This is a genomic window from Mesorhizobium sp. ESP7-2, assembly GCF_020164715.1.
Lineage (GTDB): Bacteria > Pseudomonadota > Alphaproteobacteria > Rhizobiales > Rhizobiaceae > Mesorhizobium.
Window position 1 is genome coordinate 55,843 of record NZ_JAIUGQ010000014.1, and the last position, 20,713, is coordinate 76,555.

General features: G+C 63.1%; 22 protein-coding genes. 13 read left to right on the plus strand and 9 right to left on the minus strand.

Annotated features, from left to right (window positions below; genetic code table 11):
* Positions 1-40 precede the first annotated feature (40 nt).
* Positions 41-532 (minus strand): Lrp/AsnC family transcriptional regulator, encoded by a 492-nt coding sequence (locus LB543_RS15800; RefSeq protein WP_224614702.1) that lies wholly within the window; start codon positions 530-532, stop codon positions 41-43.
* Between the two features lie 83 nt (positions 533-615).
* On the opposite strand from LB543_RS15800, the gene LB543_RS15805 reads away from it, so the two are divergent.
* From LB543_RS15805 to LB543_RS15855, 11 genes are all read left to right on the plus strand, one after another.
* The gene (locus LB543_RS15805; protein ID WP_224614703.1) at positions 616-2,001 is read left to right on the plus strand and encodes a PLP-dependent aminotransferase family protein; all 1,386 of its coding nucleotides are present in this window, start codon (positions 616-618) and stop codon (positions 1,999-2,001) included.
* A gap of 181 nt (positions 2,002-2,182) precedes the next feature.
* Positions 2,183-2,974: an ectoine/hydroxyectoine ABC transporter ATP-binding protein EhuA gene (gene ehuA / locus LB543_RS15810; RefSeq protein WP_027145205.1), complete on the plus strand. Its 792-nt coding sequence runs from the start codon at positions 2,183-2,185 to the stop codon at positions 2,972-2,974.
* Between the two features lie 69 nt (positions 2,975-3,043).
* Positions 3,044-3,895, plus strand: a complete 852-nt coding sequence (ehuB, locus tag LB543_RS15815; protein WP_140757783.1) for an ectoine/hydroxyectoine ABC transporter substrate-binding protein EhuB — start codon at positions 3,044-3,046, stop codon at positions 3,893-3,895.
* A gap of 166 nt (positions 3,896-4,061) precedes the next feature.
* The gene (ehuC, locus tag LB543_RS15820) at positions 4,062-4,721 is read left to right on the plus strand and encodes an ectoine/hydroxyectoine ABC transporter permease subunit EhuC (RefSeq protein WP_140757782.1); all 660 of its coding nucleotides are present in this window, start codon (positions 4,062-4,064) and stop codon (positions 4,719-4,721) included.
* A gap of 34 nt (positions 4,722-4,755) precedes the next feature.
* Positions 4,756-5,415 carry an ectoine/hydroxyectoine ABC transporter permease subunit EhuD gene (gene ehuD, locus LB543_RS15825; RefSeq protein WP_224614704.1) on the plus strand — a complete coding sequence of 220 codons (660 nt, stop codon included), beginning with the start codon at positions 4,756-4,758 and terminating at the stop codon, positions 5,413-5,415.
* Positions 5,416-5,418: 3 nt separating this feature from the next.
* Positions 5,419-6,198, plus strand: a complete 780-nt coding sequence (gene eutA, locus LB543_RS15830; RefSeq protein WP_224614768.1) for an ectoine utilization protein EutA — start codon at positions 5,419-5,421, stop codon at positions 6,196-6,198.
* A 5-nt stretch (positions 6,199-6,203) separates the two neighbouring features.
* Positions 6,204-7,196: a hydroxyectoine utilization dehydratase EutB gene (gene eutB, locus LB543_RS15835; protein WP_140757780.1), complete on the plus strand. Its 993-nt coding sequence runs from the start codon at positions 6,204-6,206 to the stop codon at positions 7,194-7,196.
* The gene (gene eutC / locus LB543_RS15840; protein ID WP_224614705.1) at positions 7,193-8,185 is read left to right on the plus strand and encodes an ectoine utilization protein EutC; all 993 of its coding nucleotides are present in this window, start codon (positions 7,193-7,195) and stop codon (positions 8,183-8,185) included. The genes eutB and eutC overlap by 4 nt, the downstream gene beginning before the upstream one ends.
* Before the next feature lie 136 nt (positions 8,186-8,321).
* Positions 8,322-9,500 (plus strand): ectoine hydrolase DoeA, encoded by a 1,179-nt coding sequence (gene doeA / locus LB543_RS15845; protein WP_224614706.1) that lies wholly within the window; start codon positions 8,322-8,324, stop codon positions 9,498-9,500.
* A 5-nt stretch (positions 9,501-9,505) separates the two neighbouring features.
* Positions 9,506-10,507, plus strand: a complete 1,002-nt coding sequence (doeB, locus tag LB543_RS15850; RefSeq protein ID WP_140757777.1) for a N(2)-acetyl-L-2,4-diaminobutanoate deacetylase DoeB — start codon at positions 9,506-9,508, stop codon at positions 10,505-10,507.
* A gap of 254 nt (positions 10,508-10,761) precedes the next feature.
* A complete protein-coding gene (locus LB543_RS15855; protein ID WP_411908763.1) occupies positions 10,762-11,349 on the plus strand; it encodes a GntR family transcriptional regulator in 588 nt (195 codons plus the stop codon).
* Positions 11,350-11,523: 174 nt separating this feature from the next.
* On the opposite strand, the gene LB543_RS15860 is transcribed toward LB543_RS15855, so the two are convergent.
* The 8 genes from LB543_RS15860 to LB543_RS15895 all read right to left on the minus strand — a co-directional run bounded on the left by LB543_RS15860 (position 11,524) and on the right by LB543_RS15895 (position 18,840).
* Positions 11,524-11,979 (minus strand): MaoC/PaaZ C-terminal domain-containing protein, encoded by a 456-nt coding sequence (locus tag LB543_RS15860; protein WP_224614770.1) that lies wholly within the window; start codon positions 11,977-11,979, stop codon positions 11,524-11,526.
* Positions 11,976-13,049: a Gfo/Idh/MocA family protein gene (locus LB543_RS15865; protein WP_224614707.1), complete on the minus strand. Its 1,074-nt coding sequence runs from the start codon at positions 13,047-13,049 to the stop codon at positions 11,976-11,978. The genes LB543_RS15860 and LB543_RS15865 overlap by 4 nt, the downstream gene beginning before the upstream one ends.
* Positions 13,042-13,371: an L-rhamnose mutarotase gene (locus tag LB543_RS15870; RefSeq protein WP_140757815.1), complete on the minus strand. Its 330-nt coding sequence runs from the start codon at positions 13,369-13,371 to the stop codon at positions 13,042-13,044. The genes LB543_RS15865 and LB543_RS15870 overlap by 8 nt, the downstream gene beginning before the upstream one ends.
* A gap of 10 nt (positions 13,372-13,381) precedes the next feature.
* The gene (locus LB543_RS15875) at positions 13,382-14,494 is read right to left on the minus strand and encodes a mandelate racemase/muconate lactonizing enzyme family protein (protein WP_224614708.1); all 1,113 of its coding nucleotides are present in this window, start codon (positions 14,492-14,494) and stop codon (positions 13,382-13,384) included.
* Between the two features lie 5 nt (positions 14,495-14,499).
* Positions 14,500-15,597, minus strand: coding sequence for an ABC transporter ATP-binding protein (locus LB543_RS15880; protein ID WP_224614709.1), 1,098 nt, complete (start codon positions 15,595-15,597; stop codon positions 14,500-14,502).
* A gap of 4 nt (positions 15,598-15,601) precedes the next feature.
* Positions 15,602-16,468: a carbohydrate ABC transporter permease gene (locus LB543_RS15885; RefSeq protein ID WP_140757772.1), complete on the minus strand. Its 867-nt coding sequence runs from the start codon at positions 16,466-16,468 to the stop codon at positions 15,602-15,604.
* A gap of 32 nt (positions 16,469-16,500) precedes the next feature.
* Positions 16,501-17,397: a carbohydrate ABC transporter permease gene (locus tag LB543_RS15890; RefSeq protein WP_140757771.1), complete on the minus strand. Its 897-nt coding sequence runs from the start codon at positions 17,395-17,397 to the stop codon at positions 16,501-16,503.
* Positions 17,398-17,520: 123 nt separating this feature from the next.
* Positions 17,521-18,840, minus strand: a complete 1,320-nt coding sequence (locus LB543_RS15895; protein ID WP_224614710.1) for an ABC transporter substrate-binding protein — start codon at positions 18,838-18,840, stop codon at positions 17,521-17,523.
* A gap of 168 nt (positions 18,841-19,008) precedes the next feature.
* Between LB543_RS15895 and LB543_RS15900 the strand changes: the two genes are divergently transcribed.
* Both LB543_RS15900 and LB543_RS15905 read left to right on the plus strand, forming a co-directional pair.
* Entirely contained in the window at positions 19,009-19,794 is a 786-nt protein-coding gene (locus tag LB543_RS15900; RefSeq protein ID WP_224614711.1) for an IclR family transcriptional regulator, read from the plus strand.
* 65 nt (positions 19,795-19,859) lie between these two features.
* On the plus strand, positions 19,860-20,699 hold the full coding sequence (locus LB543_RS15905) for an amidohydrolase family protein (protein ID WP_224614712.1): 840 nt from the start codon (positions 19,860-19,862) through the stop codon (positions 20,697-20,699).
* Positions 20,700-20,713: the final 14 nt, after the last annotated feature.

The window sequence follows — 20,713 nt, forward strand, 5'->3', positions numbered from 1 at the left end:
TCTCTCTATTGCGCCGAGGGGGCAGCCCATTTCTCCGGCGCTATGTCGATGCCGGCAACAGGTCGGCTATCGGCAGCACGATATCGTCTTTCACCGTCTTGATGACGATGTAGGTGAAGTAGCGGTCGATGCCGATCTCGCGTTCGAGCAGGCCGTCGACGAGCCGCTGATAGGCGTCGATGTCGCGCGCCATCACCTTCAGTACATAGTCGACGCCGCCACCCACCGACCAGCAGGAGACGATCTCGGGGATGTCGCGGATGACGCGCTCGAAGCGGTCGAAATCGGCCTGGCGGTGGCTGGCCAGCGTCACCTCCATCAGCACGGTGGCGACAGGTGCCACGACACGCATGGCGATCCGGGCGTGATAACCCGAGACGATGCCGGCTTTTTCCAGCTTGCGCAGCCGCATCCAGCACGGTGTCGGCGACAGCCCGACCTGCTCGGCCAGCGCCAGCTTGGTGATGCGTCCGTCACGCTGGATGGCGTCCAGGATTTTGAGGTCGATCGGGTCGAGTTTCGCAGCAGTCATCAGCGCTCACTTTTTCGTCGATCGTACCATGACGGCGCATTATTTCGATTGTCAATTGCACTGATTTCGATCTCTAATAAGTCATGACATTGTGGCAACCCGATCCAACGCTCATCCGGCGGCCAGCCTATCAATCGTTGGCCGATCAGTTCGCACGCGCCATCCATGACGGACGCCTTGCCAACGGCGCGCGGCTGCCGACGCATCGCAGGCTGGCGGACGATCTGAAGCTCTCGGTGCAGACGGTCAGCCGTGCCTACGAGGAATTGATCCGGCGCGGCCTGATTTCGGGCGAGATCGGCCGCGGCAGCTTCGTCCAGACGCAGCGCCGCGAGCCGGAGCCGCCTTATTTGCCCGAGCGCCTGGGCGAAGTCATCGATCTCTCGATCCTGAAGCCGGTCTGCGAGCCGATGCATCTGGAGCGGATGAAGCAGGCACTGGGCTGGCTCGCCGAAAACCTGCCGTCGAGTTCGGCTCTGTCGTTCCGGCCAAACATGGTGTTCCCGCGCCACCGCGCCGTGGCCGTCGAATGGCTGAAACAGTGCGGCCTCGATGCCTCCCCGCAGAATATCAGCCTCACCAACGGCGCCACCGCCGGCATGACGGTGGCGCTGATGAGCGTGGCGCCGCCGGGCTCCGCCGTTGCCACCGAAGCGATCGGCCACCATACGCTGGTGCCGCTCGCCCGCTATCTCGGCTTCAATCTCGAAGGCCTACCGATCGACGAAAACGGCTTGATTCCGGAAGCGCTGGACGAGGCCTGCCGGCTTTCCGACATCCGCGCCGTGTTCGTCCAGCCTTCCGTCATAAATCCCACGGCAACGCTCATGGATGCGGCGCGCCGTGAGCAGATCGCGGCGGTGGCGCGCAAGCACGACATCGCCATTATCGAGAACGATGTGCTGGGCCCGCTGGTCGAGGATCGACCGCCGCCGGTCGCCGCTTTCGCGCCGGAGCGGACGCTTTACGTCACCTCCTTCACCAAGATCACCGTGCCCGGCCTGCGCATAGGTTATCTCGCGGCGCCCGATCGTTATGTCGCGGCCGTTGCCAACCGGCATCTCGTCTCGAACTGGATGGCGACACCAATGGTTGCGGAGATCGCCACCAAATGGGTGGCCGACGGCACCGCGATGGAACTGGTGGGCTGGCAACGCGTGGCGCTGCGGCGGCGGCAGGACATCGCGGCAGAGGTGCTGGCCGGCGTCGACTACCGTGCCCATCGCGACGGATTGCATATCTGGCTGCCACTGCCGGCCGACCGTTCCGAGGAGAGCTTTGTCGCCCAGGCCCGGCTGCAGGGTGTGGCCATTGCGCCGGGCACCTCCTTCCGCATTTCGGATGCGCCCTGGCATCCGGCGGTGCGCATCTCGCTGGGTTCGACCACCGAGGGGGAACTGCGCGCCGGTCTCGGCGTTGTCACCAAGCTCTTGCTTGGCGATCCGGAGCATTTGCTGCTCGCAATCTGAGCATGGCGTCCAAAAGTGTCAGGTGGTTCCGGGGCGAGGGCATGCCCAAAAAGCCGGCTGTGATTGACTGGAAAATGTGCGCAATCAGAATAATTGTCATGATATTATTTTCCCAATTGACATGATTTGGCACGTTCCGCATCGTTAAGGGCACCAGGCTTCTCCAGCACGGGAAATTCATTTGTCCGCATCCGCACCCATCATCAAGGTCGACAGCATCTCGAAGAGCTTTGGCAGCTTCAAGGTTCTGGACGGCCTCTCGATGCAGGTCATGCCGCGCGAGAAGCTGGCGCTGATCGGCCCCTCCGGCTCAGGCAAGACGACGATCCTGCGCATCCTGATGACGCTGGAGCGCATCGACGGCGGTCATATCCAGATCGACGGCGAGCAGCTTTACCATATGGAGCGCAACGGTCAGCTGCTGCCGGCCGATGAGCGCCATCTGGCGCGGATGCGCCAGAAGACCGGCATGGTCTTCCAGCTATTCAACCTGTTTCCCCACAAGAGCGTCATCGACAATGTGACGCTGGCGCCGATGCTGACCAAGGGCACGCCGCGCGCCGCTGCCGAGAAGCGGGCCATGGAACTGCTCGAGATGGTCGGCATGGCCGACAAGGCGAAGGCGATGCCGGCCCAATTGTCCGGCGGCCAGAAGCAGCGCGTGGCGATCGCCCGCGCGCTCGCCTTGCAGCCAAAGATCATGCTGTTCGACGAGGTGACATCGGCGCTCGACCCGGAACTGGTCGAGGAAGTGCTCAACGTCTTGTGGCGGCTCTGCGCGGAGACCGACATGACCATGCTGCTGGTCACGCACGAGATGGGTTTCGCCCACGACTTCGCCGACCGGGTGCTGTTCTTCGATCGCGGCCGAATAGTCGAGGAAGGCAAGCCTGACGAGATTTTCCGCAATCCCAAACAGGAACGCACGCAAGGGTTCCTGAAGAAGATCATCGCGGCCGGACACCGTGTCTGACCGCATGTCAAAGGCGGCTAAGCCGTCCTGAAGTCACGCAAACCAAAACAAGAACAAGGAGTTGGGAACATGAAGAAACTTGGCATTCTGGCCGGCGTCGCGGGCCTTGCAATTACGGCGGTGCTTGCGACGTCGAGCATCGGCTCGGCCGCGGACAAGAAGCTCGAACAACTCAAGGCGCAAGGGTTCGCACGCGTCGCCATCGCCAACGAGCCGCCCTATACGGCGGTCGCCGCCGACGGCAAGGTGTCTGGTGCCGCGCCTGACGTGGCGCGCGAAATCTTCAAGCGACTCGGAGTGGCCGATATCGTCGCCTCGATCTCTGAGTATGGCGCGATGATCCCCGGCCTGCAGGCTGGCCGCTTCGACGTCGTCACCGCCGGCCTGTTCATGAAGCCGGAGCGCTGCGCGGCGGTCGCCTATTCGGAACCGGTGCTCTGCGACGCCGAGGCGATGCTGGTAAAGAAAGGCAATCCGAAGGGCTTCAAGAGCTACGAGGATGTCGCCAAGGACACGTCCGCCACCATCGGCGCGCCCGGCGGCGGCACCGAGGAGAAGCTGGCGCTCAACGCCGGCGTGCCACGCGAACGTGTCATCGTCGTACCGGATGGCCAAAGCGGCCTGAAGATGGTGCAGGACGGCCGCATCGATGCCTATTCGCTGCCCGTGCTGTCGATCAATGATCTGATGAAGAAGGCCGCCGATCCGAACCTCGAAGTCATCGCCCCGGTGCAGGGCGCGCCGGTCTATTGCGACGGCGCTGCCTTCAAGAAAGGCGACGAGGCTCTGCGCGATGCCTATGATGTCGAACTGGCCAAGATGAAGAAGTCGGGTGAGTTCGCCAAGATCATCGAGCCCTATGGCTTCTCGGCGGCGGCGGCGATGTCCACCACGCGCGAAAAACTCTGCGCGGCGAAGTAGCCGTTCTTTTTGCCTTCTCCCCGTTCACGGGGAGAAGGTGGCCCGAAGGGCCGGATGAGGGGCGGCGCCCGGTTTGCCGGGCTAGCTCTGCCCCTCATCTGCCTGCCGGCATCTTCTCCCCGTAAACGGGGAGAAGATGCCTAGTACTACAAACGTTGGAAACTCAATGACCCAGTGGTCCGGCTATTTCGGCCTGATATTGCAGGGCGCGCTTGTCACCATCGAGCTGACGCTGATGGGATCGGTGCTGGCCCTGATCATGGCCTTTCTGGCCGGCTTGGGGCGCCTGTCGCGCTTCTTCGCGCTGCGGGCCTTGGCGACGGCCTACATCGAATTCTTCCGCGGCACATCGATCTTCGTGCAGCTGTTCTTCGCCTATTTCGTGTTGCCCTTGCTGGGTCTCGAACTGACTCCGCTGCAGGCCGGCGTATTGGCGCTGGGCTTGAATGTCGGAGCCTATGCCGCCGAGGTGGTGCGCGGCGCCGTGCAATCGATCGGCCGCGAACAGCATGAGGCCTGCATCGCGCTCAATCTGGGCCGCTGGCAAGGGATGCGCCACGTCATCCTGCCACAGGCGTTTCTGGTGATGCTGCCGACCTTCGGCAACAATGCCATCGAGCTGCTCAAGGCGACATCCGTGGTCTCGCTGATCTCGCTCGCCGACCTCACTTTCCAGGCACAGGTGGTGCGCTCCCAGACCGGCAACACCATGGTGCCGTTCACCACCATCCTCGTCATCTATTTCATCCTGGCGCTGCTCATCTCGTGGGGTGTGCGCTCGCTGGAACGCCGCATGGCGCGCGGCCTCGACGGAGTACGAGTCTGATGGCCAAAGCATTCCCGATGAATTGGGCCCGCTGATGGATTGGGATTGGGATTTTGTCCGGCAGATCCTGCCGACGCTGATCCAGGGGGTAAAGATCACCATCCTGGCGACGCTGCTCGGCTCGGTGCTGGCGGCGATCGTCGGGTTGGGGATCGCGCTGGCGCGCCGCTCGCCCAACAAGGCGGTGTCGCGCACCGTTGGCTGGGTGGCCGAATTCATCCGCGGCACACCGCTCCTGGTGCAGCTCTATTTCATCTTCTATGTGCTCCCCGACATCGGCATCCTGCTGCCGCCGCTGGTCGCCGGCGTCATCGGGCTCGGCCTGCACTACGGCACCTATACGGCGGTAGTTTACCGTGCCGGCATCGACAATGTACCGCGTGGCCAATGGGAAGCCGCCAAGGCCTGCAATCTCAGCGCCCGGCAGACCTGGACGCACATCATCATCCCGCAGGCCATTCCGCCGATAATCCCGGCATTGGCCAACTACTTCATCGCCATGTTCAAGGAGACGCCGCTGCTCTCGGCGATCACGGTGCTTGAATTGATGAACCAGGCAAAAAGCGTCGCCAACACCTATTATCGCTACCTCGAGCCGATCACGCTGGTCGGTGCCTTCTTCCTCGCCATCAGCCTGATTTCGGTCGTACTGTTGCGCTGGCTGGAACGCCGCTACGGCAAGATTGAAAGATAAATGATGAAGCCCTTGCCCGAGATCAAAGTGGCACCCAACCGGCCAGCGCTCGATGACCGCCCGCTGAGGCGGCGTGTCGGCCTGATCATCCTGGCCACCGACCATACGACCGAGCCGGATTTTCGCCGCATGGTGGCGAGCGAACGGATCGGCGTCTACGTCGCCCGCATTCCCTACGCCAATCCGACGACGCCTGAGAATCTGCGCAAGATGCAGCCGGCGCTAACGGCGGGCGCGGCCTTGATCCTGCCCGATGAGCCGCTCGACGCCATCTGCTATTCCTGCACGTCGGCCTCGGTTGTGATTGGCGATGGAGAGGTCGAGGCTGCGATCAAGGCCGCCAAGCCAGGCGTGCCCGTCGTGACACCAACAATGGCCGGCGTGAGCGGGCTGAATGCGTTTGGCGTGCGCAGGATCAGCATCCTCACGCCCTATACGGCCGAAACCTCCAGGCCGATGGCGACCTATTTCGCCGAACGTGGCTTCGAAATCCTAAGCTTCACTTGTCTCGGCTTCGAGGACGACCGTGAGATGGCGCGCATCGCCCCGGCGACGCTTGTCGATCTCGCACGCCAGGCAATGCATCCGCAGGCCGATGCGCTTTTCGTGTCGTGCACAGCACTGCGCGGCGCGCTCGCGGTCTCCGGCATGGAGCAGGCGACCGGCCGCCCGGTGGTGACCAGCAACCAGGCGACGGCCTGGAATTGTCTGCGCCTTTGCAATGATGAGACAGCCCATCCCGAATTCGGCCGTCTGATGACGCTGCCCTTGTCGCGCGACTGACGATCATGGCGACAGTAACCCTTGGCGATATCCGTGCCGCCCGCGAGCGAATTGCCGGCAAGATCGAGCGCACATCGGTCGTGCTTTCGGCGAATCTCTCCGAACGGCTGGACGTCCCGGTTCATCTCAAGCTTGAGCACCGCCAGACCACCGGCAGCTTCAAGCTGCGCGGCGCTTCGAACGCCGTCGCTTCGCTTGATGCCGAGGAGAAGGCGCGCGGCGTCGTTGCGGCATCGACCGGCAATCATGGCCGCGCGCTCGCCCACGCGGCCAAGCTGGAGGGCATGCGTGCGGTGATCTGCATGTCTCGACTGGTGCCCAAGAATAAGCTGGACGAAATCCGCCGCCTCGGCGCGGAAATCCGTATTGTCGGCAACAGCCAGGACGACGCCCAGCAGGAGGTCGAGCGGCTGGTGGCGGAGGAGGGGCTTGTCATGCTGCCGCCCTTCGACCATCCGGCCATCATTGCCGGCCAGGGCACGCTCGGACTGGAGGTGATGGAGCAGGTCCCGGATGCCGCTCTCGTCCTGGTGCAGCTCTCCGGTGGCGGACTGGCCTCCGGTGTTGCTGCCGCAATCAAAGGCATTAACTCCGGCACAAAAATAATCGGCGTGTCGATGGCACGTGGCGCCGCGATGAAGGCCAGCCTCGATGCGGGCCGCCCTGTCTTGGCCGAGGAACTGCCGACGCTGGCGGATTCGCTCGGCGGCGGCATCGGCCTCGACAACCGGCTGACCTTCGCCATGTGCCGCGACCTGCTCGACGATGTCATCCTGCTCAGTGAGGACGAAATCGCCGCCGGCATTCGCCATGCCTATGAACAGGAACGCGAGATCGTCGAAGGAGCAGGTGCGGTAGGCATCGCCGCGCTGCTCGCCGGCAAGGTCAAGGTGCAGGGGCCGGTGGTGGTTCTGCTTTCCGGCCGCAACATCGACATGGAACTGCACAGGAAGGTCGTCTGCGGGGAGATACCATCGATTTCGGAGCGCGCCGCATGAGCAGAATGACAATCCTCACCGAAGCTGAACTGCGCACAATCGTGACGCTCGATCTCGATGCCGTCGCCTGTGTCGAAAATGCCTTCCGCGCGCTTGCCACGCTGCCGGTGGCGATGCCGCCGATCCTGCGGCTCGATATTCCGCAGCATCGCGGCGAGGTTGATGTGAAGACCGCCTATGTGCCTGGTATCGACGGGTTCGCCATCAAGATCAGCCCCGGCTTCTTTGACAATCCCAAGCTCGGCCTGCCCAGCGTGAACGGCATGATGGTGCTGCTGTCATCGGAGACAGGGTTGGTCGAGGCCTTGCTGCTCGACAACGGCTATCTGACCGACGTTCGCACCGCTGCCGCCGGAGCCGTAGCGGCCAAACACTTGTCGCGACCGGACTCATCCGTCGCCGCGATCTTCGGTGCCGGCGTCCAGGCAGGGCTGCAGCTGGAAGCCCTGATGCTGGTGCGGCCGATCACGCAGGCGCGAATCTGGGCGCGCGATGCCGCCAAGGCGGAGACTGCCGCGGCCGCCTTGCGCGAAAAGCTCGGCATCGACGTGCGCGCCGAACCCGAAGCGGCCAACGCTGTTGCCGGCGCCGACATCATCGTCACCACCACGCCGTCGACCGAACCACTGATCAAGGCAGGGTTTGTCTCGGCCGGCCAGCACATCACCGCCATGGGGTCCGACGCCGAGCACAAGAACGAGATCGCGCCGGCGATCCTGCGCATGGCCGATCTTTATGTCGCCGACAGCGCGAAGCAGACGCGGCGCCTGGGCGAACTGCACCATGCCATCGCGGCGGGCGTGATGCCGGCCGAGACGGATGTGACCGAGCTCGGCCAGATCATCGCCGGCGCGAAGCACGGCCGGCGCTCGACCAGCGACATCACCATCGCCGATCTTACCGGCACCGGCGTGCAGGATACGGCGATCGCCACGCTCGCCCGCGACCGCGCGCTGGCCGCGAAAGCCGGAACGATTTTTGAAAGCTGATGCCGGCCGCAGGAGCATGATCCGGAACAATGGCAACCGGTTTTCCCTGCAGATCATGCTCGACAAAAAGAACTGCCTGGAGCCCGATTCAACGGAGTTGAAACAGCTCCAGCCCTAACAAACGAGGACCAACAAAATGCAACCGAACCTGAGATTCTCGCGAAGCGAATATGCGGAACGCCTCGCCAAGACGCGGAAAGCCATGGAGGCGAAGGGCGTCGATCTCCTCGTTATCAGCGATCCCTCCAACATGGCCTGGCTGACCGGCTATGATGGTTGGTCGTTTTACGTCCATCAGGCGGTCATCGTGCCGCCGTCGGGCGAGCCGGTCTGGTACGGCCGTGGCCAGGACGCCAACGGCGCCAAGCGCACCGCCTATCTCGCTCACGACAACATCGTCGGCTACGCCGACCATTATGTGCAATCGACCGAGCGCCATCCGATGGATTTCCTGTCCAGCGTGCTGACCGACCGCGGCTGGGGCAAGCTCACCATCGGCGTCGAGATGGACAATTACTGGTTCTCCGCCGCCGCCTTCGCCTCTTTGCAGAAGCATCTGCCCAACGCACGCTTCGTCGATGCCACCGCGCTGGTCAACTGGCAGCGCGCGGTGAAGAGCCCGACCGAGATCGACTATATGCGCAAGGCCGCCCGCATCGTCGAGGCGATGCACCAGCGCATCTTCGACAAGATCGAAGTCGGCATGCGCAAATGCGATCTGGTCGCTGAGATCTATGATGCCGGCACGCGCGGCGTCGACGGCATCGGCGGCGATTATCCCGCGATCGTTCCGCTGCTGCCGTCAGGCGCGGACGCCTCGGCGCCACATCTGACCTGGGACGACAAGCCGATGAAGCGGGGCGAGGGCACGTTCTTCGAGATCGCCGGCTGCTACAACAGGTACCATTGCCCGCTGTCGCGCACCGTCTTCCTCGGCAAGCCGACGCAGGAATTCCTCGATGCCGAGAAAGCGACGCTGGAAGGCATGGAAGCAGGCCTTGCCGCCGCAAAGCCGGGTAATGCCTGCGAGGACATCGCCAATGCCTTTTTCGCCGTGCTGAAGAAATACGGTATCGTTAAGGACAACCGCACCGGCTATTCGATCGGTATTTCCTATCCGCCGGACTGGGGCGAACGCACGATGAGCCTGCGCCCCGGCGATCGCACCGAGCTCAAGCCCGGCATGACGTTCCATTTCATGACCGGTTTGTGGCTGGAGACGATGGGACTGGAGATTACCGAGTCCATCCTGATCACCGAAACCGGTGTGGAGTGCCTGGCCAATGTGCCGCGCAAGCTGGTGGTGAAGAATTGAGCCCGATGTCCAGTCTTCGCCCGTCGCCGATCGCACCGACCGTCGATTTCGATCGCGACGGCGTCCAGCATGGTTTCCTGCGCCTCCCCTATAGCCGCGACGACTCGGCCTGGGGCTCGGTGATGATCCCGATCTGCGTCATCCGCAACGGCAAGGGGCCGGCAGCGCTGCTGACCGGCGGCAATCATGGCGACGAGTATGAAGGGCCGCTGGCGCTCTACGAACTCGCCCGCACGCTCGATCCCAGCCAGGTCGGCGGCACGGTGATCATCGTGCCGGCGATGAACTATCCGGCTTTTCGGGCCGGCACGCGCACCTCGCCGATCGACAAGGGTAACATGAACCGCAGCTTTCCCGGCCGGCCGGACGGCACGGTGACGCAGAAGATCGCCGATTACTTCCAACGCGAGTTGCTGCCCCGCGCCGACATCGTCTTCGACTTCCATTCCGGCGGCAAAACGCTGGATTTCGTGCCGTTCTGCGCCGCCCACACTCTGTCCGACAAGGCGCTGGAGCAGAAAGCCTTTGCCGCGGTGGCGGCATTCTCGGCGCCGTTCTCGATGCGCATGACCGAGATCGATGCGATCGGCATGTATGACACGGCGGCCGAAGAGATGGGCAAGGTCTTCGTCACCACCGAGCTCGGCGGCGGCGGCACATCGCGAGCCGAGACGGTGCGGATCGCCCGGCGCGGCATCCTCAACGTGCTGCGTCATGCCGGCATCGTAGCCGGGGCGGTCGAGGCGGGCAAAACCCAGTGGCTGGACATGCCGTCGGGAGATTGCTTCTGCTTCGCCGAGGACGACGGCATGATCGAAACCATGGTCGATCTCGGCGAGCCCGTCGAAGAAGGCGCGGTGCTCGCCCGCATCCATTCCACCGGCCGCACCGGCGTTGCGCCGCAGGAAATCCGGGCGAAAATGTCGGGCATGCTGACAGCGCGGCATTTCCCTGGCCTAGTCAAGGCCGGCGACTGCGCCGCGGTGGTCGCCGTGCAGGTCGATTGACCGACGTGATTTTCTCCGCCCGGACCATGCCGGGCGGACCCAGCCATCCATAGCCCCGGTGTCACTCCTCCGCTGGAAACCAAACCGCTCTCGTACACGGGGATCTTATATCCCCGCAGGTTTTCCACCAGGCTGGCCATCGCGTGGCACGGGAGCATCGATTGCGCGGATTTATGGAAGGCCTGATCGAGAGGCCGCGGACGGTGGCCGAACAGGTCGCCAACGTTTTGCGCGAGGCCATAGCCAGCGGATCGTTGAAGGCCGGCGCCACGCTGCGTCAGGATGAACTGGCCGAGCAGTTCGGCTTCAGCCGCATGCCCATCCGGGACGCGCTTCGCCAATTGGAGGCAGAAGGCATTGTTTCCATTCATCCCACGAAGGGGGCGCATGTCGCGGGGATGGACGGCGCCGAGATCACCGAAATCTACGCGGTCCGCGAATTGCTGGAATGCGAGGCGCTCCGGCTGTCCGTTCCGGTCCTGCCCGGAGCCAAGCTTGAAGAAGCCGAGCAGGTGCTCGATCAGATCGACGCGGAGCGCAATGTCGGCCGCTGGGGCGCCCTGAACAGGGTCTTTCATCTCTCGCTCTACAATGCCTGCGGCAACCGTCGTTTGCTTGACCTGATCGACGCGCATCAAAACGCGGCCGACCGCTACGTCCGTATCCTGCTGTCGAACCTCGACTATCGCACCCACTCGCAGACGGAGCATCGCCATCTGCTGGCCGCTTGCCGTCAGCGCGACGGCAAGAAGGCCGTGAGCGTTCTGAGACAGCATCTGCGTGAAGGCAGCGACACACTCGTCAATGCGATAGCGGGCGGCGGGCTGTCGCGAAATTCCTAGAGCAATTCCGGACGGAAAACCGCACGCTTTTCCTGGAATTGCTCTGGGCTCGGCACTGAGGGCGGGCCGCCCGCGATCAATACCTTGGCGCGCGGTTGCCTGCGGACCGGTTCGCTGCTGCTCGGACTGGAGCGCATCACCGCGCGCGCCACCGGTGCGCGATTACGCTGCGTTTCAGTCCTGCGCCGGCTTGCGCTCGACGATGTAGATATGGTCGGCCGCCAGCACCACTTCATCGCGCTGGTTGATCACCTCGCAGCGTTCGATCACCCGTCCTGAAGCCGGTCGCTTGGGGTCGTCCTCCTTGGCCGCGATGGTGGTGCGCGTGCGGATCGTGTCGCCGATGAACACCGGCTTGATGAAGCGCAGCCGGTCGTAGCCATAGGAAAAGGCGACAGGATTGATCACGGTCGCCGTCAGCCCGATCCCGACCGAGAACACCAGCGTGCCATGCGCGATGCGCTGGCCGAACGCCGTCGTCTTCATGAACTCGGCGTCCATGTGGTGCGGGAAGAAATCGCCGGTGTGGCCGGCATGGACGATGAAGTCGGTCTCGGTGATCGTCCGGCCGCTGGTCAGCCGGGTCGAGCCGATCTCGTAGTCCTCGAAATACTGGATCTGTTCCATCAGGGCCTTTCCGCGATCGGCGTCGCTGGCGCCGCACTCGAACGATAGGCGGCTTCCACCAGCGCCATGGTGTTCCAGGCGTCCTCGACCGGGCTGATCAGCTCATCGTCTTCGCCTGCGGCAAAGCGCTGGACATTGGCCATGCGCCCGACGAAGGCGTCGGGGAACCATTCGCCGGCCAAAGGCACTGCGATCCAGTCGGATCCGCCTTTCGGATAGATCTCCAGAATATCGGGCTCGCCTGTGGGATAGTCGAGATTGAGACCGAGCTTGAGGTAGGCGGCACCCTCGGTGCCGCAGATGCGGAATTCGCAGGCCTGATGCCGGCGCCCGAACTTGTGGTCGTGGTTGATCGACAGCGCGCAGCGCACCGTGTCGCCATAGTCGAGGATGGCGCTGGTGCGCGTCTGCGCCACCTTGTGGTTGGGATGGCCAAGCGTCTTGGCGTGCACCCCCTTGGGATCGCCGAGCAGTTGCCGGATCAGGTCGAGATAGTGGATCGAATGCATGGCGATCTCGACGCGCGGCGCCTTGAGCAGGAATTCCCACAACTGCCACGGCGTCGCCAGCGCCAGCCAAGCGTCGAAGTCGACGACCTCGCCGAGCCAGCCCTTGGCGATTGCGTCCTTCAGCGCCAGCATCATCGGCGCGAAGCGCAACTGGAAATTCACGGCCGCCTTGAGATTCTTGGCGCGGCAAATCTCGAGGATTTCGGTTGCCTCGCCGAGATAGTTGCCCATCGGCTTCTGGATCAGTGCGACCGCTCCGTCGGGCAGAGCCTTCAGGATCTCGGCATGCCGCCCCGGTGGCGTTGCCAGATCGAAGATCGCATCCTTGACCCCAGCGGCTTCTTCCGCCGAGCGGAACGCCGTCACGCCCCATTTGTCGGCCAGGGCCTGCGCCTTGGCCTGATCCGGATCATAGAGACCCGCGATCGGAAATCCCGCCTTCCGGTAGGCCGGAAAATGCGCGTCGTCGACGATCGAGCCGGCGCCGAAGGTGACGATCGGCCGGGTTTTCGAGGGTTTTGGCCAGGACTGGACGAGCGAGGCAGGGTCGAAACCCCTAGTCATGATGGAAGACCTCGTCCATCGAAGCCCACCACTCGCCATCCTTGCGGGTCGGCAAGGGCTCCTGACAGGGTATGCAGACAGCCCACCATTCCTGCGTCTTCGGGTCGGCCGCCATCTTGGCCATGTCGGCCGCGTAGTCGGTGCCGTGATATTCGAAATACGAAAAGAGCAGATTCTCCGGCCGCTTCAGGTAGATCGAATAGTTCTTGATGTTGCAGGCCGAGATCATGGTCAGCACGTCGGGCCAGACGGCGGCATGAAGGCGGACATACTCCTCGACCTTCTCCGGCTTCAGCCCCAGAACCATTCCCATCCGCTGCATATCAGTTCCCCTATTTCGTGATCGCCGTGGTGAATTCGGCGATGCTCATGGCCTTGATCGCGTCCCAGTCCCAATCGATGCCGATACCGGGCTCGTCGGGCGCCAGCGCCTGCCCATCCTCGATGCGCATATGCCTGCCGGTCAACTGGTCGAGTTGCGGAATGTACTCGACATACCTGCCGTTCTGAACAGCGCAGGTCAGGCTGACGTGCAATTCCATCAGGAAATGCGGGCAGACCGGAATGTCGAAGGCCTCCGCCGCATGGGCGATCTTGAGCCAGGGCGTGATGCCGCCGATGCGGCCGACATCGACCTGCACGATCGAGCAAGCGCCTTTCTGCATATATTCGCGGAAGTGGCGCACGGAATAGAGCGACTCGCCGATGGCAATCGGCGTCGGCGTCGAGTTCGACAACCTGATATGCCCGTCTAGGTCGTCGGCCGGCAGCGGCTCCTCGATCCAGGCGAGGTCGAGCTCGCGCAACCTCGCCGCGCGCCGGATCGCCTCGTCGACGGAGAATCCCTGGTTGGCGTCGGTCATGATCTCGTAGCCGTCGCCGACCGCCTTGCGCACCGCCGACAGGCGCGCGAGATCCTCGGATCCGTGCGGTCTGCCGATCTTCACCTTCGAGCCGCGAAATCCCTTCGCCTTGGCGGCCAACGCATCATCGACCAGCGCCCGCGTCTCGATGTGCAGCCAGCCGCCTTCGGTGGTGTAGAGCGGGCAGCGGTCCTTGGCGCCGCCGGCGAGCTTCCACAGCGGCAGGTTCAGTTTCTTTGCCCTGAGGTCCCAGAGCGCCGTGTCGATTGCTGCGATGGCGATGGCCGTGATCGCACCGATCGTGGTGGCGTGGGTGGCGAATTCGAGATCGTGCCAGATCGCCTCGATCATATCAGAATCGCGGCCGATCAGGCGGGGCGCCAGGTGATCGGACAACAGCCGCATCACCGACGAACCGCCGGTGCCGATCGTGTAGCTGTAACCGGTGCCGACCGCGCCGTCGGAATCGGTGATGGTCACAATTGGCGTTTCCTGGCTGACGAAACTCTGGATCGCGTCGGTGCGCTTGACCTTGGGCACAAGGTCGACCATCCGCAGTTCGATCTTTTCGATTCTTGCCATGTCGGTCAGCTCCGCAATGTCTTCCCGGTCTCGGTGGCAAACAGATGCGCCTGCGACAGGTCGAGGCTCATCGTCACGCGTTCGCCAGACCGCAACGGTCTCGGATTCAGCATGCGCGAAACCCAGTCGCTGCCGTTGAACTCGACGAACACCAGCGTCTCGTTGCCGAGCGGCTCGGTGACCGTGATAGGCAGTTCGATCTGATGCACGTCGGCGGCCGCGCCGGAACTGATGCCGTGGCCGGTCGGATAGATATCGTCGGGCCGCAGCCCGAACACGACCTTGTCGCCGGCGGCGACATTGGCCTTGAACTGGCCGGGCAGGGGCAGCTTGGCACCACTGGCGAAAACCAGCTGGCCGTCGTCGATCGTCGCCTCGTTCAGGTTCATCGGCGGCGAACCGATGAAGCCGGCGACGAAGCGTGTCGCCGGTCGGCGGAACACCTCGTCGGGCGTGCCGACCTGCTCGATATAGCCATCGCGCATGATGACGATGCGGTCGGCAAGCGTCATCGCCTCGACCTGGTCGTGGGTGACGTAGATCACCGTCGACTGCACCTTGGCGTGCAGCTTCTTGATCTCGGTGCGCATCTGCGTACGAAGCTTGGCGTCGAGATTGGAAAGCGGCTCGTCGAACAGGAAGACATCGGGGTCACGCACGATGGCACGGCCCATGGCGACACGCTGGCGCTGGCCACCGGAGAGTTGCGACGGGCGGCGGTCGAGCAGCGCATCGAGCCCGAGGATGGCTGAAGCTTCGGCGACGCGACGGTCCATATCGTCCTTGGCGGCACCCGCGATCTTGAGGGAGAAGCCGAGATTCTCGCGCACCGTCATGTGCGGATAAAGCGCGTAGGACTGGAATACCATGGAGATGTTGCGCGAGCGCGGCGGCAGGTCGTTGACGACGCGCCCGCCGATCTCGATCGAACCGGCGCTGATCCCTTCCAGTCCGGCGATCATGCGCAACGTCGTCGACTTGCCGCAGCCTGACGGGCCGACCAGCGCGATGAATTCGCGGTCCGTGATATCGAGGTCGATGCCATGCACGATCTGGATATTGCCGTAGCGCTTGGTCAGCTTTTTGAGGGAAACCGTTGCCATGAGATCAGCCTTTCACCGCGCCGGAGGTCAGGCCGCCGACGAGGTGCTTCTGGACGATGTAGGTGAGGGTGAGCGCCGGGATGATCATCACCACGGCCAGCGCGCACATGCCGCGCCAGTCGATGGTGAACTCGGCCGTGTAGTCGAGCAGGCCGACCGGCAGCGTCTTGGCGCTGACAGAGCGGGTCAGTTGGGAGGCCAGCGCGAACTCGTTCCAGCAGGTCAGGAAGGCGAAGATCGCCGCCGACGCGATGCCAGGCCCGGCGAGCGGGAACTCGACCTGCCAGAAGGCCTGCCAGCGCGTGCAGCCGTCGATCTGTGCTGCCTCCGCGAGGTCCTTCGGCACCTGGCGGAAGAAGCCGTCGATCAGCCAAATCGTGAACGGCACATTGAGCGCGACATAGGCGAGGATCAGCCCGAAATGCGTGTCGATGATGCCGAGCCGCACATAGAGGAAGAACAGTGGCAGCGACAGCGCGATGCCCGGCACCGTGCGCGTCAGCATCAGGCCGAGGAAGACGCTGGATTTGCCGCGAAAACGATAGCGCGCGAAGGCATAGCCGCCGGCCATGCCGATGGCGACCGCTATCACCGTCGAGGTCACCGAAATGATCAGCGAGTTGCGGAAATATTCGATGACGGGAATGCCGCCCTTGCCGATGCCTGAGAACATCGCGACATAGGCGTCGAACGAAATATCCTGCGGGATCCACACCGGCGGCTTGGCCATGATCTCGACCGTCGGTCGAAGCGACGACAGCACGATCCACAGACCGGGCAGGCAGATCGTCAGCATCGCCAGGAACAGGCCGATGCGATAGACGATATCAAGCAGCCGGCGCTTGAGGCGGGCGGAAGAATTCTCGTCCATCTTCACCACTCCGCCCTTCACCACTCCGCCCTTCACCACTCGGCACCGATCTGCGTGCGCGCCGCGGCGAGCTTGTTGAAGAAATAGACGGTGAAGGCGATCGACAGCAGGATCGAGAAATAGGCCATGGCGTTGGCCATGCCCATGCGCCCGTCGCTATAGGCGGTGCGCGCCACCAGCGTCCACAAGAGTTCGGTGCGGCCGGCCGGTCCGCCGTCGGTCATGATCTTGACGATGTCATAGGCGCGGGCCACGTCGAGCGAGCGGATGGTCATGGCGATGTAGGCGAAAGGCATGACGAAGGGCCATGTGACATAGCGGAATGTCTGCCACGGCGTGCAGCCATCGACACGCGCCGCCTCGATCGGCTCCTTGGGCATGGCGAGCAGCCCTGCGAGGATCAGGATGGCGAAGATCGCCGTCGACGACCAGATCTCGGCAATCGAGATGGCGATGAAGGCGAGATGGCCTTCGATCAGCCACGGTATGGCGTCGCTGGTGATGCCAAGTGATTGCAGCGCATTGTTGACCAGGCCGATATTGTCGTTGAACATGAACTTGAACTGGAAGCCGACCAGGATCGGCGAGAACATCATCGGAAACATCATCAGCGTACGCAGGATGCGCTGGCCGCGTGTCGCCTTCTCGACCAGCATGGCAAGCCCGAGGCCAAGCAGCATTTCGAGATTGAGCGCGATCGTCAGCAAAAGAACGGTGCGCCCGAACGCCCACCAGAAATCGGTGTTGGCCAGGATCGAAAGATAGTTCCGCAAGCCGATGAAGACGAAGAATGTCTCGGGCTTGGTCAGCCGGAAAGGCGTGAAGCTGGAATAGAGCGACAGCAGCAACGGCACCACGACGACCGCCGCCAGCACGATGATGGCCGGAAGCAGCAGCAGGAATGGTGCGGATGGCTTGAAGCCCTTCATCGGCGTCCTTTGGTATCTGTGATGCAATTTTGGGCCGAGGCCCGACCGGCTGAATGGACAGCACAGGAAAGACGCGATCGCCTCCCCCATTCACAATGGGGGAGGCGGTCTTGGGAACAACGCCTAGAGCTTGCCGGCGTCCTGCAGGATCTGCGTCGCCTTGGCGACGGCTTCATCCAGTGCCTGCTTGGAGGTCTTGTCGCCGAGGATCGCGGCCTGCAACTCGGGATAGACGGCGTTCGAGATCTCGATCCACTCAGGCGTCTGCGGCACGGCAAAGGCGTGCTTGGCTTCTTCCTGGAAAGCCGAAAGAACCTCTTTCTTGTAAGGATCGCTCGCCGCCTGCTGCAGGTCCCAGTCCCAGACCGCGGTGCGGGTTGGCAGCGGGCCGGCGGCGGCCTCGAGCTTCTGGCTGTCCTCGTTGGTCAGCCACCAGACGAGCGATGCGGCTGCCTCTTTGTTCGGGCAGTTCTCGGTCACCGAGAAGCCATGGAAACCCGACCAGCCGGTGCGTACTCCAGCGGAGCCTTTCGGCGCGACCTTGACGCCGACATTGCCAGCCACCTTCGACGACTTCGGATCGTTGAAGAAGCCGGCCCAGCCCGGCCAGTCCAAATTGATGGCGATGGTGCCCGAGGCAAAGCCCTGGCCGAGATCGTCCCAGAGGTAGTTGGTGGTTCCGGCCGGGACGGCCTTGGCCTTGTAGAGGTTGACGAACCAGTCGAGCGCCCGGATGCCGGCCTCGGAATTGAAGACCGGCTTGCCGTCCTTGTCGAGATATTCGCCGCCCTCGGCGACGACCATTTCATAGAAGCGGCCGTTGATCGCCTCTTCCTTGCCGGCGAATTGCGTGCCGTAGAAATTCGGCGGGTTGGCGAAGAACTCGGCCTGGTCGGTGACTTCCTTCCAGGTGTCCGGCGGCACCAGATCATAGCCGTATTTGGCCTTGAACTTGGTCTTGTTGTCGGCGTTCTCGTACAGGCTCTTCTGGTAGTAGAGCGCCGAAACGTCGAACTGCGCGCGCGGCAGCATCTCCAGCTTGCCGTCGATGGTTGCAGCCTTGATCGTCGACGGCACGAAGGCGTCGATCTCCGACTTCGGCAATAACTTGCTGAGATCGGTGTAGAGGCCGGTGTACTGCGGCGCGAACGACGAATGATTCCAGCCGACGCACCAGTTGGTGCTGCCCGAGGCGATGTCGGACTTGAGTTCCTTGTCGATGTCGAAGCCGTTCTTCTTGGTCAGGATGTTGACCTTGGCGCCGGTCGCCTTCTCCCATTCCGGGATGCGCTCGTAGAGCTTTTCATATTGCTGGCCGCCGATCAATTTAACGTCGACGGTCACGCCTTCGAACTTGCCGGGCAGGTCGCCGGCAAGGGCAGCACCCGCACCAAATGCGAGCGCCAATGCACCGGCGGACACGCCGGAAAGCAGTCTGTTCATTGATATCCTCCCTAGGTGCGCCTCGGTGGCGACCGCAACTCGTCTGATGACAAGAAGTGCTACATTCATATACAAACAAAACATTCATGGACACGTCAAGGCGAAATTTGTTTCCGTCGGTCGCGTTCCTGCGTATATGAAGAGCTGAATTCACTGGAGGGATGCCCCATGGACGACAGCGAAGACGAGCGCTATCGCGCGCCGGCGCTCGACAAGGGGCTCGACATCCTCGAATTGCTGGCCGGCGTCGACGGCGGCCTGACGCAGGCGGAAATCGCCAAGAAACTCGACCGGAGCCCTAACGAATTCTATCGCATGCTCGACCGGCTGGTGCGGCGCGGCTATGTCACGCGGCTGGACGGCGACCGTTATTCGCTGACGCTCAAGCTGTTCGGCCTGGCGCAGCTGCACGCGCCGGTGCGCAGGTTGGTTTCCTATGCCACGCCGCTGATGCGCGAGCTGGCCGAGACTTCGCAGCAGGCCAATCAACTCGTTGTTTTTGATCGCGGTTCTGCTGTCGTGATCGGCCAGCAGGAGGCGCCGAACTATTGGGGGATTTCGATCCGGGTCGGTTCGCATATCAGCCTGTTCGACACCGGTTCAGGCCATGTCCTGCTCGCTTTCCGCTCACCGGAAGAGCGGCAGATGATGATTTCGGAGCACGTCCGCAGCACCGACAAGACCGCGCAGCCGGCCGAGTTCTTCGCCCGTCTCGACCAGATCCGCGACCGCGGCTACGAGATGATGGCTTCCATGCAGACCGCGGGCGTCTTCAACCTTTCCGCCCCGGTGCGTGGTTCCGACGGCAAGGCCATCGCGGCTCTGTCGATCCCCTACATCACCGTGGTCAACGCGCCGTCCGCGCCCGATATCACCCGAACCATCGAGTTGCTGTTGGCAACCTGTGAAAAGCTGTCGCACTTGGCCGGGTCGGCTGTCGGTTCATCGTCGTGAATTCTTATTTGAATGAAGAATTCCCCCGTGAGATGATCTAATAAAGCCACCGGAGGAGCCTCGCCATGATCATCGACACCCATCTGCACCTCATCGATCGCTCGGCGCTGCGCTATCCCTGGCTTGCCGGAGTGCCGGCGCTGAACCGCGATTTCTCCTACGAGGAATATGCGGTGGAGGCCCAGTGTGTCGGCGTCGGACGTGTGCTGCATATGGAGGTCGATGTCGACCCGGCCGACATCGAGGCGGAGACCGCACGTGTCGAGAGCCTGGCGCGGCAAGCGGGCAGCATGCTCACCGGGGCGATTGCATCTTGCCGTCCCGAAGAGGCGGATTTCCCGGCCTATCTTGAACGCCAGCGGGCAAATCCCTTCGTCAAGGGCTTTCGCCGTGTCCTCCACGTCGTGCCGGACGATCTTTCGGAAGGCGCATTGTTCCGCGAGAACATCAAACGGCTTGGCGGCACTGGCCTGACCTTCGATCTCGTCGTGCTGCCGCACCAGATCCCGAGGGCGATTGCGCTCGCCGATCTGGCGCCCGATGTCCAGTTCGTGCTCGACCATTGCGGTGTCCCCGATATCAAGGGCGGGGCCGAGCACCCGTGGCGCGAACATATGAGCGAGATCGCGCGGCGTCCGAACGTGATGGCCAAGATTTCCGGCGTGGTCGCCTATGCAGACCCCGGCAGTTGGACCGTCGAGACGCTGCGGCCTTACGTCGAACACACCATCAATTCATTCGGCTGGGACCGTGTCGTCTGGGGCAGCGATTGGCCGGTCTGCACGCTTGGTGGCGGTCTCTCGACCTGGGTGGCGGCGACACATGCGCTGCTTTCGGGCTGCAGCATTTCGGAGCGCGACAGCCTGCTGTCGGGCAATGCCCGCAAGCTATGGCGGTTGAAATAACGACCCAGGCCAGG